The 14,843-nt window shown below is 71.4% G+C and carries 20 protein-coding genes and 1 tRNA gene; 13 read left to right on the top strand and 8 right to left on the bottom strand.

The features are described 5' to 3' along the window. Positions 1-3: 3 nt before the first annotated feature. Entirely contained in the window at positions 4-624 is a 621-nt protein-coding gene (locus VA596_RS11815) for a TetR/AcrR family transcriptional regulator (protein ID WP_323326173.1), read from the top strand. Here the strand turns inward: VA596_RS11815 and VA596_RS11820 are convergent. Continuing rightward, on the bottom strand, positions 607-789 hold the full coding sequence (locus tag VA596_RS11820) for a hypothetical protein (protein ID WP_323326175.1): 183 nt from the start codon (positions 787-789) through the stop codon (positions 607-609). The genes VA596_RS11815 and VA596_RS11820 overlap by 18 nt on opposite strands. Positions 790-843: 54 nt before the next feature. On the opposite strand from VA596_RS11820, the gene VA596_RS11825 reads away from it, so the two are divergent. Then, positions 844-1,185, top strand: coding sequence for a solute carrier family 23 protein (locus VA596_RS11825; protein ID WP_323326177.1), 342 nt, complete (start codon positions 844-846; stop codon positions 1,183-1,185). Here VA596_RS11825 and VA596_RS11830 read toward each other — a convergent pair. Beyond that, positions 1,139-2,116 carry a cation diffusion facilitator family transporter gene (locus VA596_RS11830; RefSeq protein ID WP_323326179.1) on the bottom strand — a complete coding sequence of 326 codons (978 nt, stop codon included), beginning with the start codon at positions 2,114-2,116 and terminating at the stop codon, positions 1,139-1,141. The genes VA596_RS11825 and VA596_RS11830 overlap by 47 nt on opposite strands. Before the next feature lie 68 nt (positions 2,117-2,184). Between VA596_RS11830 and VA596_RS11835 the strand changes: the two genes are divergently transcribed. After that, on the top strand, positions 2,185-2,526 hold the full coding sequence (locus VA596_RS11835) for an ArsR/SmtB family transcription factor (protein WP_323327726.1): 342 nt from the start codon (positions 2,185-2,187) through the stop codon (positions 2,524-2,526). Here VA596_RS11835 and VA596_RS11840 read toward each other — a convergent pair. Genes VA596_RS11840 through VA596_RS11850 form a run of 3 tightly spaced genes read right to left on the bottom strand, consistent with a single transcriptional unit; the run spans position 2,523 to position 5,192 of the window. Then, complete coding sequence (locus tag VA596_RS11840) at positions 2,523-3,053, bottom strand: hypothetical protein (protein WP_323326181.1); 531 nt, start codon at positions 3,051-3,053, stop codon at positions 2,523-2,525. The genes VA596_RS11835 and VA596_RS11840 overlap by 4 nt on opposite strands. A gap of 23 nt (positions 3,054-3,076) precedes the next feature. Further along, entirely contained in the window at positions 3,077-3,880 is an 804-nt protein-coding gene (locus VA596_RS11845; protein WP_323326183.1) for a MerR family transcriptional regulator, read from the bottom strand. Between the two features lie 7 nt (positions 3,881-3,887). Further along, complete coding sequence (locus VA596_RS11850) at positions 3,888-5,192, bottom strand: amidase family protein (protein ID WP_323326185.1); 1,305 nt, start codon at positions 5,190-5,192, stop codon at positions 3,888-3,890. A 114-nt stretch (positions 5,193-5,306) separates the two neighbouring features. On the opposite strand from VA596_RS11850, the gene VA596_RS11855 reads away from it, so the two are divergent. Beyond that, on the top strand, positions 5,307-5,519 hold the full coding sequence (locus VA596_RS11855) for a hypothetical protein (RefSeq protein ID WP_323326187.1): 213 nt from the start codon (positions 5,307-5,309) through the stop codon (positions 5,517-5,519). Between the two features lie 54 nt (positions 5,520-5,573). Then, positions 5,574-6,020 carry a nitroreductase family deazaflavin-dependent oxidoreductase gene (locus VA596_RS11860; protein ID WP_323326189.1) on the top strand — a complete coding sequence of 149 codons (447 nt, stop codon included), beginning with the start codon at positions 5,574-5,576 and terminating at the stop codon, positions 6,018-6,020. A 6-nt stretch (positions 6,021-6,026) separates the two neighbouring features. Here the strand turns inward: VA596_RS11860 and VA596_RS11865 are convergent, their stop codons facing one another. Beyond that, on the bottom strand, positions 6,027-6,665 hold the full coding sequence (locus VA596_RS11865; protein ID WP_323326191.1) for a maleylpyruvate isomerase family mycothiol-dependent enzyme: 639 nt from the start codon (positions 6,663-6,665) through the stop codon (positions 6,027-6,029). Between the two features lie 88 nt (positions 6,666-6,753). On the opposite strand from VA596_RS11865, the gene VA596_RS11870 reads away from it, so the two are divergent. Next, positions 6,754-6,933 (top strand): hypothetical protein, encoded by a 180-nt coding sequence (locus VA596_RS11870; protein ID WP_323326193.1) that lies wholly within the window; start codon positions 6,754-6,756, stop codon positions 6,931-6,933. A gap of 7 nt (positions 6,934-6,940) precedes the next feature. Here VA596_RS11870 and VA596_RS11875 read toward each other — a convergent pair whose 3' ends face one another. Beyond that, a complete protein-coding gene (locus tag VA596_RS11875) occupies positions 6,941-7,720 on the bottom strand; it encodes a cellulose-binding domain-containing protein (protein ID WP_323326195.1) in 780 nt (259 codons plus the stop codon). A 150-nt stretch (positions 7,721-7,870) separates the two neighbouring features. Here VA596_RS11875 and VA596_RS11880 point away from each other — a divergent pair, with 150 nt between their 5' ends. The 6 genes from VA596_RS11880 (at position 7,871) to VA596_RS11905 (ending at position 13,411) form a co-directional block, all read left to right on the top strand. Then, complete coding sequence (locus tag VA596_RS11880; RefSeq protein ID WP_323326197.1) at positions 7,871-8,818, top strand: NmrA/HSCARG family protein; 948 nt, start codon at positions 7,871-7,873, stop codon at positions 8,816-8,818. 11 nt (positions 8,819-8,829) lie between these two features. Further along, entirely contained in the window at positions 8,830-9,900 is a 1,071-nt protein-coding gene (locus VA596_RS11885; protein WP_323327728.1) for an LLM class flavin-dependent oxidoreductase, read from the top strand. A 28-nt stretch (positions 9,901-9,928) separates the two neighbouring features. Next, positions 9,929-11,437 (top strand): AfsR/SARP family transcriptional regulator, encoded by a 1,509-nt coding sequence (locus tag VA596_RS11890; RefSeq protein WP_323326199.1) that lies wholly within the window; start codon positions 9,929-9,931, stop codon positions 11,435-11,437. Positions 11,438-11,688: 251 nt separating this feature from the next. Then, a tRNA-Leu gene (locus VA596_RS11895) sits at positions 11,689-11,772 on the top strand. Between the two features lie 140 nt (positions 11,773-11,912). Then, on the top strand, positions 11,913-12,380 hold the full coding sequence (locus VA596_RS11900) for a hypothetical protein (RefSeq protein ID WP_323326201.1): 468 nt from the start codon (positions 11,913-11,915) through the stop codon (positions 12,378-12,380). Next, positions 12,377-13,411 carry a tyrosine-type recombinase/integrase gene (locus tag VA596_RS11905; protein WP_323326203.1) on the top strand — a complete coding sequence of 345 codons (1,035 nt, stop codon included), beginning with the start codon at positions 12,377-12,379 and terminating at the stop codon, positions 13,409-13,411. Before VA596_RS11900 ends, VA596_RS11905 begins: the two co-directional genes overlap by 4 nt. 76 nt (positions 13,412-13,487) lie before the next feature. On the opposite strand, the gene VA596_RS11910 is transcribed toward VA596_RS11905, so the two are convergent. Then, positions 13,488-13,793 carry a hypothetical protein gene (locus VA596_RS11910; protein ID WP_323326205.1) on the bottom strand — a complete coding sequence of 102 codons (306 nt, stop codon included), beginning with the start codon at positions 13,791-13,793 and terminating at the stop codon, positions 13,488-13,490. Positions 13,794-14,497: 704 nt separating this feature from the next. Between VA596_RS11910 and VA596_RS11915 the strand changes: the two genes are divergently transcribed. After that, complete coding sequence (locus tag VA596_RS11915) at positions 14,498-14,839, top strand: CU044_2847 family protein (RefSeq protein ID WP_323326207.1); 342 nt, start codon at positions 14,498-14,500, stop codon at positions 14,837-14,839. The last annotated feature ends 4 nt before the right edge of the window (positions 14,840-14,843 follow it).

Raw genomic sequence — 14,843 nt, forward strand, 5'->3', positions numbered from 1 at the left:
CGCATGCCGCGGATCCGGGGAGCCAGCATCGAGGAGCACCACGAGCTGGTGTGGAACGCCCTCGCCGAGGCGATGCGGCAGCTGGTGGGCGAGCGGTCCTACGACTCGATCACCCTGGGCCACATCGCGGACCGGGCCGGGCTCGCGCGCAACACGCTCTACAACTACGGCCGGGACAAGGGCGCGCTGGTGCTGGCGCTGACCCGGCGGGCCTGCGGGCCGCTGGTCGAGCGGGTGGCCGCGATCGCCGCGCGGCCGGGCGAGCCGGCCGCGGCCCGGATGCGGGAGATCGTCGCCGCGGTCCTGGAGGCGTCCACCGACCAGGCGATGCAGCTGATGTTCCTGCCGGGCTCCGGCCCGCTGGTCGACGACGTGCCGAAGGGGCCGGAGGGTCCGTTCCACGCGATCGTGGCCGAGGTGGAGAACGTCGTGCGGGACGGCATCACGAGCGGGGAGTTCCGTGACGTCGGCGACGTGCCGCTCGCGGTGGAGCTGCTGTCCGGGGCGATGCGCGCGGGCGCCGAGCGCATCGGCCGGGACCCGGCCGCCTTCCCGGCGACGGTCCGCGCGGCGGGTGACCTCGTGCTCGCGGCGCTGGCCCGGAACTCAGCCGTCGAGGCCTGACCAGCCGGACGCCTCGATGGCGTGCAGCCCGGCCGTGATGCTCGACCGAGCGGTCGAGCCGGCCGGTGTCACCGTGCCGCGAATCTTCCCGTTCGGCTTCGAGGTGCACGCCGACCTGGTGCTGATCTTCTTCATCACGCTGCTGCCCGCGATCGCCGAGAGCATCGCGACCTACGACATCGTCGCCGGCTGGGCGGCCAGGAGCTGTCCGGCCGACGGGTGGCGCAGGGCGTGTTCGGCGAGGTGCTGGGCAGCACGGTCGGCGCGGTCTTCGGCGGCATGTCGACACTGGCCTACCCGGACAACATCGGCCTGCTGCGCGTGACGAAGGTCGGTTCCCGCTACGTCACGTTCGCCACCGGCGTGATCCTGCTGGTCCTGGGCGGGCTGGGCCCGTTCGACCGGCTGCTGCAGGCCGTGCCCTTGCCGGTATTGGCCGCGGCCGGCACGATCCTGGGCCAGCCCCTGATCATCGGCACGGTCCTGCTGGTGGTCCTCAAGCTGGCGTTCGGCCTCACCCGTGCCGGGCGAGAAGCTCGTGATCCCGCTCCGCCCCGGTAGCCGGCTCGGTGTGCACGACCACCGCGGCCAGCCGCGGGATCGCGTGCACCAGCCGGTGCTCCACGGCGTGCGCGAGCGCGTGGGCGTCCCGGACGGTCAGCTCCGCCGCGACCGTCACCGCCAGCTCGGCGCGCAGGTGGTGCCCGATCCAGCGCATCTTCAGCTCGCGCGCGGCCAGCACCCCGCCGACCGCGAGAGCCGCCTGTTCGGCCCGCTCGACCGTCGCCGGGTCGACGGCGTCCAGCAGCCGCCGGAACACCTCCTTCGCCGCGTCGCGCAGGACGAACAGGATCGCGACGGTGATGCCGAGCCCGACGATCGGGTCCGCGGCGGGAAACCCGAGCGCGACGCCGGCCGCGCCGAGCACGACGGCCAGCGACGTGAAGCCGTCGGTGCGCGCGTGCAGCCCGTCGGCGACCAGGGCGGCCGAGCCGATCTCGCGCCCGACGGTGATCCGGTACCGCGCCACCAGTTCGTTCCCGAGGAACCCGACCACTCCGGCGGCCGCGACGACCCAGAGGTGGCCGACCGGCCGCGGATCGAGCAGCCGCAGCACGGACTCGTAGCCGACGACCACGGCCGACGCCGCGACGACGAGCACCACGACCACGCCGGCGAGGTCTTCCGCGCGCCCGAGGCCGTAGGTGTAGCGGCGCGTCGCCGCCCGCCGTCCCAGCAGGAAGGCGATGCCGAGCGGGACGGCGGTCAGCGCGTCGGCGAAGTTGTGGATGGTGTCGCCCAGCAGCGCGACCGAGCCCGTGACGAGCACGAGCACCAGCTGCGCGACGGCGGTGACGAACAGCGCGGCGAAGGACCGGACGAGCGCCCGCATCCCGCGCCGGCTCGTCTCGAGGGCGTGGTCGACGCGGTCGGCGCTGTCGTGGCTGTGCGGCCGCCACCGCGAGTGGCCGTGCCCGTGTCCCTGGCTCATGGTGGCACCATACCTGCGCAGACACGCATATACGCAAGTAGTAGGGTAGTCGCGTGCCCGAGTTCGACATGCCCACGGACGAGCAGGTCCACCTGGCCGCGGAGTCGTTCCGCCTGCTGGCCGACCCCACGCGTATCAAGGTCCTGTGGGCCCTGCTGCAGGGCGAGTCGTCAGTGGCCGGCCTGGCCGAACTGGCCGGCGCGGCCCCGACGGCGGTCAGCCAGCACCTGGCGAAACTCCGCCTGGCGGGCCTGGTGAAGGGCCGCCGCGAGGGCACGTTCGTCTACTACTCGGCGGCCGACAACCACGTCCGCGGCCTGCTGGCCCAGGCGTTGCACCACGCGGACCACCTGGACCGCGACCTGCCGCCGGGCGAGCACGCCCAGCCGCACCACCCGCGCGCGGACTAACCCAGCGGAGCCGCCAGCCGGGTGACGAGTCCCTCGGCGATCTCCCGCGACGTCCGGCGCAGCTCGCCGGGCGAGAGCGCCTCTTCGGTCCCGATCCGGATCCGGCCGGAACCGCTCACGCTGCGTCCGGCGACCTTCGTCGTGGCCGCGACGGGATCCAGCCCGATCGCCGTCGCGAGGCTGTCCGGCAGCGGAAGGGCGATGTCCAGCAACGCGGTCAGCCGGGCCGCGACCCGCACGGCCAGATCGTCGTCTTCGAACGGGAACCAGCACGTCCGCTGACCGGTGCTCAGCACCGCGAGCCCGCGATCCTCGGCCGTCGAAAACGCCCAGGCCCCGCCCGCGGAGGAACCGGCGCGGGTGAAGTCCGCCGCCAGCTCGTCGCGGATCCGCTCGAGTTCCGGCGTTCCGTGGCGTGCCGGCGCGGCCGGAACCAGGTGGACTTCGACGAGCGGACCGCGCGGCCGGTACTCCGGAGGCAGGATCGCCGAGCGCCAGACGACCGTGAGTTCTTCGAGGTGCTGCACGCCGCGGAACGATAGCAACGATTTCAGCCGATCGGTTCCTGCAGTTCGGTCACCCAGCCCGCCGGATCCGCCGGGCAGTCCAGGTACAGCTCCCGCTGCGCCCCCGCCGAGCGGTGGCCGTGCTCCTCGATCCAGCGGACCACCGCCTGCCAGCTCGGCAGCACGCCGTCGATCGCGCCGCGGTGGACCAGCGTTGCCGCGCGGGTCGCCGGGAGGTCTGCGATGCTCAGGCCGTTCAGGTCACCTACTCCGACCGACGCCGGGATCGCCGCGTGCACCACGACCTCGTCCTCCGCGCGCTGCTCGTAGTAGCACATCAGCCGCCCGGACGGCGTCACGTCCGCGGCTGGCAGCCGCCGTCCCAGCTCCGCGCACAGCGGGCGCACCACCGGGCCGATCGCCTCCGGCGCGAACCCCGCCGCGACGCCGGTCAGCTCCACCACCCGCGTGGCCGGCAGCTGTTTGACGATGACGTCGTACGCGTGGCCCTCGTCCTCGATCGTCCGCAGCCGGGCCTCGACCTGCGCCAGCTTCGCCGCGGTCTCCGCGACCGCAGCCTCCAGCTCCGCGCGCCGCAGCGCCAGCATCCCGCGCACCCGCTCGACCGGCACCTCCTCGGCCAGCAGCGTCGCCACCTGCTCGAGGGTGAACCCGAGGTCCTTGAGCGCGACGATCCGGTTGAGCCGCGCCAGCTGCCCCGCGGTGTAGCTGCGGTAGCCGGTCGCGGGGTCGACGCGGGCCGGGCGCAGCAGCCCGAGCGCGTCGTAGTGGCGCAGCATCCGGACCGACACCCGGCCGTGGCGGGCGAAGTCCCCGATCGAGAACATCCGCCGATCATTCCTCAGGCGGGACGAACCCGCCCGTGACGTCCGCGGCGAGCCCGGCGAACGTGATCGCCGTGTCGTCCTCGTGCGCCGGGCCGACCACCTGCAGGCCCGTCGGCAGCGCACCGCCGATCGGCGCCGTCACCGCGGGCAGGCCGGGCAGCGACGCCTGCGCGATCCAGAACACCTGGTCGTCGTAGCGGCTCTGTTCGCTGTCGTGGAGGAACGCCGTCGTGAACACCGTGGGGGAGAGGAAGACGTCGGCGTCCCGGAAATACCGGCTCCACGCCGCCGCCGACGCCAGCCGCCGCCGCTCCTGCTCGACGACGCCGTCGAGATCTCCTTCGTGCATCGCGAAGAACAGCTCCACCTGGAACCCGAACGACTCCGCCTGGGCCACCGGATCGACGCCGTCCGGCCAGCCCTCGGTGACCTCGACCCCGGCGCGGGCGAGGGCGTCAACGGCGTCCGAAAGCGCGTCACCCACCTCGCTGGTCACCGGGCAGCGCGGGTCGTCGAGCACGGCCCCGACGCGGAAGTCCGCCAGCCGGCTGTGCCGCGGGGGCGCGAGCCGCCACGAGTACGCGTGCGCCTCGGCGCCGTCGGGCCCGCCGGTGACACCGAGGGCGAGCCGCAGGTCGGCGGCCGAGCGCGCGAGCGGACCGGCCGCCGACGGGAAGTCCCGCCCGGGGTCCGCGGGCGGTCCGGGCGGCTGGAACCCGCGCAGGGGAACGGTTCCCGCGGTCGGCTTGAGGCCGTAGACCCCGCAGTAGGCGGCCGGGATCCGGATCGAGCCGGCCAGGTCCGAGCCGTACTCGAGGTAGCTCAGGCCCGCGGCGACGGCAGCCGCGCTGCCCCCGGACGAGCCGCCCGGCGTGCGCGCCGGGTCCCGCGGGTTGAGCGTGCGGCCGTACACCGGGTTCGCCGTCTGCCCGAAGTCGGCGAGCATCCGGTGCACGTTCGACTTGCCGGCGACGACCGCGCCGGCGGCCCGCAGCCGTTCGACGACGGCCGCGTCCCGGTCCGCGACGCACTCGGCGAACGCCGGCTCACCCCAGGTCGTGTGCATCCCGGCGACGGCGAAGGCGTCCTTGACCGTCATCGGGACGCCGTGCAGCGGGCCGACGTCGGTGCCGCGCGCGACCGCCCGGTCGGCGTCTTCGGCGGCCCGGAGCGCCACGTCACGATGGGTTTCGACGACGGCGTTCAGCGCGGACCCGTCGATGCGGTCCAGGAGCTCTTCGGTCAGGTCACGGGCCGAGAGCGCACCACGGCGGATCTCGGCGGCCACTGCGGTGGCGGTCCGGAAGGTCATGCCCCAGGGGTACGGCCTGACACGGTGTCAGGGTCAAGCCGGGTTTTCCCGGACCGGCGCGCTGGGTAACCAAGAGTGACAGCCGCCCGAGCCTCGGGCGGCGGAGGGAGATCGATGCCGATCGCAGCGGAGCGCATGACCGCACCCCCGGCACCACCCGAGCCGATCCCGGCGGACCCGGTCGGACCGGACCCGGACCCGGCACCGCCCGGCCCGGATCCCGTCCCGCCGGGCCCGGGTCCGGACCGGCCGGTACCCGAGCCCAGCGGGGTGCCCGTGCCGGATCCCGTCCCGCCGGAACCCGCGCCGGGTCCCGACCCGACCTGACGTACGAGTTTCCGATGATATGAGTTTCGTACGAGTTGGTGTATCGTCGAAGGCATGACGACAGCGCAGAACTACCGGCGGATGATCAACGCCGGGAACAAACTGGTGGTCGGGCTCCAGCGGCTCGGCCTCGCCTTCGGCCCGATGCAGCTGCTCACGGTCGCGGGACGCCGCACGGGCGTCCCGCGCACCTTTCCCATCGCGGTCATCCCGCAGGACGGCGAGCGCTACATCATCCAGGCCTACCCGAAGGCGGCCTGGGTGGCGAACGTCCGGGCCGCGGACACCGTCACCCTCACCCGGGGGCGCCGTGCGGCGACCGCCCGGCTGGTCGAGGTCCCGGTACCCGAGCGCGGCCCGATCCTGCGCAAGCTGGTGGCGACGAGCCCGGCGAGCGTCGGGAACCGCTACGTGACAACAGGTCTGGCCGAAGCACCGACACCGGACGCGGTCGCCGACGCGGCCGGCCGCATCGCGGTCTTCCGCGTCGAACCGGCTTGAGCTCGGTCAGACATGAACGCCGCAGCGAGCCGAAAGCTCGTCCACCCCGGGCCCGGCCAGCTCCTCGAGCACCGCGCCCCGGCCGGTCATGGCCAGGATCAGCGCGAGCAGCGGGCCGCGCACCTCGGGCCCGCTGCCGGTCGACCAGTCCGTGTCGCTCGCCCGCAGCGTCAGCCCGGCGATCCGCTTCTTCGCGCCGATCAGCAGGTTCGACCGGCGGTAGAACTCGGCGACCTCGACCAGCGTCGCGGTCGGGAACGCGCGTTCCAGCCCGAGCGGGCGGCGGATGTCGGTGCCGTGCACGACGATCTCGCCGAGCCACGAGTCCGCCGGGCCCGGCGGACCGGTGGTGGCGTTCGCGCAGGCCCGCAGCTGCGCGAGCGTGGCCTCCGGGCCGTCCGCGGTTTCGCGCGCGACGTTCTTCGCGGCCATCGCCCCGAACCGGAAGCCGGAGCCGGCCAGCCGCCCGAGGAACGTGACCGGCGTCAGCTTCGCCGTCGCGACGACGTGGCCGAGTACCTCGTGGACCGTCCACCCGCGACACAGCGACGGCGTCGACCACGCGGCTTCGGGCACGCCCGCGAGGTCATCGGCGAGCGCGGCGCGTTCCCGGTGGATCTCCGGCCAAGCGCTGGCGTCCGGCATCGGGCCTCCTTCGGGTGATCCTCGTGCAGGCAGGTCGTCCGGGTGCGCGGAAGCGTTACAGGGCCGTTCCCGTGGGTACCTCGCCGTCATGGCACGTGAACAGGACGACGACGAGCGCACGGCGGGCCGGGCCGAGCTGCTGCCCGAGGAACAGGCCGTCGAGAGCGACGACCCCGAAGCCCAGGCCCGCGAGGTCCTGCGCGACTCCGACCGCCGGTCCGAAGACCCGGAACCGGCGATGCGGCGCCGTCCCGAAGAGACGACCTGAGGAGGGGTCAGCCGGCGTCGCAGGCGGCACCGTTGAGCGTGAACGCGCCGGGCGCGGGGTTGCCGCCGCGGATCGAGCCGTTGAACCCGGTGGTGACGGTCGCGCCGGGCGCGAGGGTCGTGTTCCAGTCCGCGGCGTTGACCGTGACGCGGCCGCCGCTCTGGCCGTAGTCGCCGTCCCAGCCGTGGGTGACCCGCTGCCCGGCGGCGAACGTCCAGCTCAGCGTCCACGGCGAGAAGGCCTTGGTGCCCTTGTTCGTGATGGCGACGGCCGCGGTGAAGCCGTCGTCCCACTGGTCCTGCACGGTGAACCGCACCGAACACGGCGCCGGGGGAGCGGCGGCGCTGGAGGGCGCCGACGTCGTCGTCTTGGCCGGGGTGCTGGTCTGCCGTCCGGCCATGACGGTCGGGATCGGCGTCGGGCTCGGCGGGGCTTTCGCGCTCGTGACCGGGCTCGGCGTGGTCGCGGGCAGCAGCGGCATCAAGGCAGGCGACGCCTCCCGCTCGGGTGAGCCGGTGGTGGTCACGAGGATGACGACGACGCTGCCGAGCACGACCACGGCCCCGCAGATCGCGCTGGCCCACCGGATCCGCGTCCCGGCCCGCTGCTGCGCGGCGGCGGCCTCCCTGGCCCGTTGCTCGATGCGTTCTTCGGGCGACATCGCCTCGGGGACCGGCGCCCGCGGGGGCAGGGAACCGCCGGTCAGCGGCCGTGCGGTGGCGCCGGTCTGCTTCAGCAGCTCGTCGACGGTGATCTCGTCGTCGTCTCGCCGGGCGCGGCGCGCCATCCAGGACCTCCCGTTCGTGCCCGGCGAATCCTAGGAATGCGGGTGGGGTCTTGTAAACCGCGTGCACGCGGCGTGCACGAGCCGTCAACACCGCGGCGGTTACCTGGGTGCACGACCGGATGTCCCGGTCACCGGACCAGGGGAGAACCCATGACCGAGCAGAAGATCATCGCCGTCGTCGGCGCCACCGGCCAGCAGGGCGGCGGCCTCGCCCGCGCCATCCTCGACGACCCCGCCGGCCGCTTCGCGCTGCGGGCCATCACCCGCCGTGCCGACTCCGAAGCCGCGCAGGCCCTCGCCGCCCGCGGCGCCGAGGTCGTGACCGCGGATCTCGACGACGAAGAAAGCCTGGTGAAGGCGCTGCAGGGCGCGTACGGCGCCTACTTCGTCAGCGCGTTCTGGGAGTACAACGACGTCGAGCGCGAGCAGAAGCAGGCGCGGGCGATGGCCGCGGCCGCCCAGAGCGCGGGCCTGCGGCACGTCATCTGGTCGACGCTGCCCGACACCCGGCTGCACCTGCGTCTCGACGACGACCGCGTGCCGACCCTGAACGGGCGCTACAAGGTCCCGCACTTCGACGGCAAGGCCGAGGCCGACGCGTTCTTCGTCGACGCCGGCGTGCCGGTGACGTTCCTCTCGACGACGTTCTACTTCGAGTCCTTCCTGGACTTCTTCCGGCCGGTCCGCGACGACGACGGCGTCCTCGCGCTGCACCTGCCGATGGGCGACCGCAAGCTGCCCGCGATCGCGGCCGAGGACATCGGCCGGACGGCGTTCGGCGTCTTCGAGCGCGGCCCCGAGCTCGTCGGCCGGACGATCAGCATCTCCGGCGAGAACCTGTCCGGCGAGGAGTACGCCGCAGCGTTCACCAAGGAGCTCGGCCAGGACGTCGCCTACCGGCCGATCAGCATCGAAGCCCTGCGCGCGCAGGGGTTCCCGGGCGTCGACGACCTGGCCAACATGTTCTTCTACTACGCCGAGTACGAGAGTGTCTTCGCCGGCGCGCGCGACCCGGAGGCCGTGCGCGAGCTGAACCCGCGGCTGCAGGACTTCGCCACTTGGCTCGCCGCGCACCACGACGCGTTCAAGGGACTGTGATGAGTCTCGGGATGCAGTTCGGCATCTTCGGGGTCGGCGACATCGCCGCCGACCCCGCCACCGGTCGCGCGCCGACCGAGCACGAGCGGATCGAGCGGATGGTCGAGACGGCCGTCCGCGCCGAGGAGGCCGGCCTCGACGTCTACGCGACGGGGGAGCACCACAACCCGCCGTTCGTGCCGTCCTCGCCGACCACGCTGCTGGGGTTCGTCGCGGCGCGCACCAGCCGGATCGTGCTCTCGACGTCCACGACGCTGATCACCACGAACGACCCGGTGAAGATCGCCGAGGACTACGCGATGCTGCAGCACCTCGCGGACGGACGGCTCGACCTCATGCTCGGGCGCGGCAACACCGGCCCGGTGTACCCGTGGTTCGGCAAGGACATCCGCGACGGCATCGCGCTGGCCGTCGAGAACTACGCGTTGCTGCGGCGGTTGTGGCGCGAAGACGTCGTGGATTGGTCGGGCAAGTTCCGGTCTCCGCTGCAGGGCTTCGCCTCGACCCCACGTCCACTGGACGGCGTGCCGCCGTTCGTATGGCACGGGTCGATCCGCAGCCCGCAGATCGCCGAGCAGGCGGCCTTCTACGGCGACGGGTTCTTCCACAACAACATCTTCTGGCCTCCGGCGCACACGCGGCGGATGATCGGGCTCTACCGCGAGCGCTTCGAGCACCACGGCCACGGCCCGGCCGACACGGCGATCGTCGGCCTCGGCGGCCAGGCGTTCATGCGGCGCCGCTCCCAGGACGCGATCGCCGAGTTCCGCCCGTACTTCGACCACTCGCCGATCTACGGCGGCGGCCCGTCGCTGGAGGAGACGATGGACCAGACGCCGCTGGCCGTGGGCAGCCCCGAGCAGGTGATCGACCGGACGATGCGCTTCCGCGAGGACTTCGGCGACTACCAGCGCCAGCTGTTCAACGTCGACGGCATGGGCCTGCCGCACGAGACGGCGCTGGAGCAGATCGCCCTGCTCGGCGCGGAGGTCGTCCCGGTGCTGCGCAAGGAGTTCGCGCGCGGCCGCCCGGCGCACGTCCCGGACGCGCCGACCCACCGGTCGCTGGCCGCGGTGGAATAGCCACCCGCCGCCCGCGGTTGCGCAGAGCGTGACCGAATCGGTGCGGTTCGAGGTGCTGGGCCCGGTACGGGCGTGGCGTGGCGACGTCGAGCTCGAGCTGGGCCCGCCCCAGCAGCGGGCGGCGCTGGCGGTCCTGCTGCTGCAGGGCGGCACGTCCCTGTCACCGGCCCAGCTGGTCGAAGCCCTCTGGGGCGGCGCGGAGCCGAGGGCGGCGACCGGCATGGTCCGCTCGTACATCTCCCGCCTGCGCCACGCCCTGGAGCCGGACACCCCGATCAAGTCCATCGGCGGCGGCTACGCCATGGTCACACCGGCCCTGGACCTGACGGAGTTCCAGCACCTCCTGGCGGCCGGCGACGCCCAGTCGCTGCGCGCCGCCCTGGCCCTGTGGCACGGCACCCCGCTGTCGGGCGTCAACGGCTTCGAAGCGGAGCGCGTCCGCCTGGAGCAGCTGCGCCTGAAAGCGATCGAAGACCTGGCCGCAGCCGACATCGAAGCAGGCAAGCACGTCGAAGCCGCAGCGGCGTTGTCCGACCTGATCGCCGAGCAGCCCCTGCGTGAACGCCCGCGCGAGCTGCAGATGCTGGCCCTCTACCGCTCCGGACGGCAGGCCGAAGCCCTGGACGTCTTCGCGCGCATCCAACGCCTGCTGGAGGACGAGCTGGGCCTGTACCCCGGCCCGGAGCTGCGCGAAATGCAACGCCGCATCCTGTCGTCGGACCCCACCCTGGCCGCGACGATCACCCGCCCCACGCAGCTGCCCCCGGAACTCCCGGAGTTCGCCGGCCGTTCCGCAGTGCTCGCTTCCCTGACCAACGCCCTGACCCAGCCCGGCCCGACCGTCCCGGTGATCGGCCTGGAAGGCCTGGCAGGAATCGGCAAGACGGCTCTAGCAGTCCAGCTGGGCCACCAAATCGCCCCAACGTTCCCGGACGGCCAGCTGTTCACGGACCTGGCCGTCTCCCCAGACCCCCTGGCCGAGCTGCTGAGAGGCATCGGCGTCACGGACTTACCGCCGTCAACGAGCGAGCGCGCGGCCCTGTGGCGAACCCGCACGACAGGCCGCCGCCTGCTCCTGATCCTGGACAACGCCCAAGACGCGGATCAGATCGGCCCCCTGCTCCCCGGAGCCGGAGGCTCGGCCGTGGTGATCACAGCCCGCCAACGCCTGTACGGCCTCCCACACGCCCACTGGCAGAAGCTGGGCGGCCTGACCCCTCCAGAATCCCTGACCCTGCTGAACCGCCTGATCGGCCCCCGCGCAGCTCACGACCCCTCGGCAACCCACGAGTTGATCCGCCGCACAGCAGGCCTACCCCAGGTCCTGCAGGCAGTGGGCGCCCGAGTGGCCTCCCGCCCGGACTGGACGATGCCCCAGGCCCTGCAGCGCCTAGGACGCCCAGCCCCAGGTTCGCCGGTCACACCCCCGGAGTGCTGGGCGATAGAAAAGCCATACGAATCAGCGCTCAGTCCCACGCGTTCAGCGCCCTCTCGGAGACGTCCACGATCACGCTCTCCCACGCCGCGACGACCCTGAACCTCTCCCCACGGGACACGGCAGCCCTACTGGAGTCCCTGGTGGACGCCCACCTACTGGAGCCGGCAGGCCCGGACACCTACAGCTACCAGGAGCCACTGCAAGCATTCGCCCAAAGCCGAGCAGGCCAGAAGAACTGGATCGATACAGCAGAACACCAAAACGCATGATCATCCCAGCCGCCCCAGTCCCCCCGATCCAGACCCCCCTGACGACCCCCGCAGGGCGGCCGTATACTCTTTCTTCAGCAGGTCCGAGTGGCGGAATGGCAGACGCGCTAGCTTGAGGTGCTAGTGCCCTTAACGGGCGTGGGGGTTCAAGTCCCCCCTCGGACACAAAAATACGGGATATCTCCCGCACCACAGAGTAACAGGCCCGCCACGGCGGGTCTTTCTGGCGTTCAGCCCCAGTCAGGCTCAGCTACGCTGATCTTGACCGTGCCCTCCCCGCACGACCGCTGTCGGGGAGGTGCGTCATGACCGGCATCCAGCCACTCACGCTCCCGCCCCGTAGCGGCTCGCGCGAACCAGCTCCTGCACCGGCTGGAACTCTCGTCCCGCTGCCGGTACCCGTGCTGCCGGACCTGGCCATCGACGGGCAGCGGCGCTTCTCCACCGCTCTGCTGGATGCCTCCGGCCGGATCCAGGACCGCGGCATCGTCACGGCCCTGTGCTGGAAGCCGGGGGACAGGCTGCTGATCACCCAGATTCGCTCCTCGGCGGTGATCTGCCGCCGCGGCGACGGTGTCTTCCGGATGACCACCAAACCGTATGTCGTGCTGCCCGCCCCGGTTCGGCACGGCTGCCGTGTGCTAGCCGGCAGCCGCGTTCTGCTCGTGGCCGACCTGGTCCAGGACGTCCTGGTCGTGCACCCCGAACACGTGGTGCACGCGATGCTGCGCGACTTCCACACCACCCTTGCCGCTGGGGAGGCGGACCAATGACCGACACCACCACGAAACCCGCTGACCTCGAAGCCGCTCGCCTGCTGCTCTCACGCCTGGGCGTCAACCCCGCCGACCCTCTCCACGAGTCGGTCGAGAGCGGCGACGGCAAGCCCGTTCCGACGATCAACGAATGGATCCCGGTCGTGGCAGGGCTCGTCTCGCCCAGCACCGCCGCTTCCTACGGCTCCTATTGGAAGAAAGCCGAAGCTGCGTGGGACGGCCGCCGGATGGACACCATCACCGCCAGCGAGATCAAGACCCAGGCCGAGATCGTCCGCCGCACCGCCCGGGTCCGGCGCAACTCCCGCGGCGGACGCAACGCAGCCGAGAACTTCATCGCCGCCGTCCGCTGTCTCTACAAGCACCTGGTCAACGACCAGCGCATCGATGACCGCAACAACCCGGCCATCCGCGTCACGAAACCGCGCCGTAACCCCTCCACCCGCCGCGGCCTGGCCAACGACCGGCTCATCGAGCTCTCCGACGTCGTAGCCAGCACCGGCAACGACCCGGAACTTGACGCGCTCATCTGCCGCCTGCACGTCGAGACCGCCTGCCGCCGCGGCGGCGCCCTGGCGCTGCGGCCCCGCGACCTCGACGACAAGCAGTGCCTGGTCCTGCTGCGGGAGAAGGGCGAAACCGAACGCTGGCAGCCCGTCTCGCCCACCCTGATGCGCCATCTCCTTGCGCACGCCAAAGAACGGGGTGACGGTGACCGCGACGGACAGCTGCTGCGCTACGCCGACGGCAGGCCGATCACCGAACGCCGCTACGACTACATCTTCAACCGCGTCCAGGACGAACTCGACTGGGCCAAGGCCATGGGCGTCACCGCCCACTGGCTCCGCCACACCACGCTGACCTGGGTCGAACGTCGCTTCGGCATCGGTGTGGCACGCGCCTACGCCGGCCACGCCGATAGCGGCAGCGACCTGACCACCACCACCTACGTCAAAGCCGACATCACCGAAGTCGCCGCAGCCCTGTCGGCCCTGACCGGCGAACTACATCCGCTCGCACCCGCCTGACCCGGTCTGCGGGGTGTTCGCACCGCTGACGAGTTGCGCGAACATCCCGCAGGCGTGGCCGTACGGCGCCCAGTGATCAGGGGAGCGAGCCGGGCTCGGCCTTGAGAGTGGCGTGGTAGGCGAGGACCATGTCGTAGAGGCGGCGCTGCGGGTAGACCACCAGCAGCTTGTGCTCAAGCAGCGCGGCGAGGATGACCTGATCGCCGGCACGGACACGGCAACGAGAACGGATCTTCGTAGGTAGTACCAGGTTCAGCTTCGCCGGCACCCGCCTTCCAGCGGTCGGATCTGTGGTGACAACGACCAAACCTGAACGTACTTCGTAGCGAATCGGCATTCCAGCCGACCATCCGAGCAGCGTGATGGCTGCTTTCGACGCCACGGCACCTGAGTCATCCACTCGCACGAGGGCGAATCCTGCGGTTGAGGAATCAACCAGCGGTTCTAGCGGCGGGACGGGAAGCGGTGTGACCTTGGTGTCCGTCCTAAGCAGAGGTGGCATTGCGAGCGTTTCGACGATGCGGTCGGCGGGCTGTACGATATGGGACTTCGACGACAGGTCGGCCCCAGTCCTGGGAGCTGAGGTGCTGCTTGGCGTAACTGTTTCAGGGGCGCTCGATGGTGTGGACACCTAGCCTCCACGTGTGTTGACGTGGGAGGGCGTCAGTTACTTGTGAACCACTCAGTCTAATGGTGCACGACGAACTGATGATCGGCAACGGACTCCTCGGCTCCAACCCGAGCGCGGCTGTCGATGGGTCGGCAGGAAATTGGTCATTCCTCCTCTGGACGGACTTGGCGGGATTCGACCCTGCGACGGCTGCCTCCGGAGGGCGGTCGGCGGCGGTGACCATGGCCTCTACCAGCAACTTTGTCATCACGAGTATCGCTGTTGGGCACTAGGTTCCCACTGATCAACGCTGTCTCGCGTCACGACTGAAGTCACGAAAACTAGCGACTGAGGTCGGGCGTGTTGCGATCGGACGGCACCTAGTTGATCACCTGGCGAGCGTGCTGTAACGCCGCGATCAGTGCAGCGACTACCGATGAGTAGAGAGGGGGCTCATGGCGACCAGGCTGGAGCGAATGCGGATCGGCAACGTCGAGGTTCTCGTGGAACCGGTGACAGTGGCCGGGACTGAACCCACGTCCGCGCTCGGTGCAGTGAGCGATGCGGTCGAGGAGATGTTCGGCCGTGCCAAGGCGACGATCGTAGCTGTCGGCGAGTCGACGGTAGATGTCATCAGCCGATTGGCGGCCTCCCGGGCTGCTCACCCAGAAAAGGTCGAGGTGGAATTCGGTCTCGGCTTCACCGCTAAGGGCGGCGTGGTGTTGGCCTCAGCCGAGGGAACGGCGAGCCTGAAGGTGAAGCTGGTCTACGAGGTGGGTGCTGGCGGCTCGGCCGCGTCCGCCGGTGCAGTGGGGTAGACGT

The organism is Amycolatopsis heterodermiae, from assembly GCF_034929455.1.
In the GTDB taxonomy this organism is placed as follows: Bacteria; Actinomycetota; Actinomycetes; order Mycobacteriales; family Pseudonocardiaceae; genus Amycolatopsis; species Amycolatopsis heterodermiae.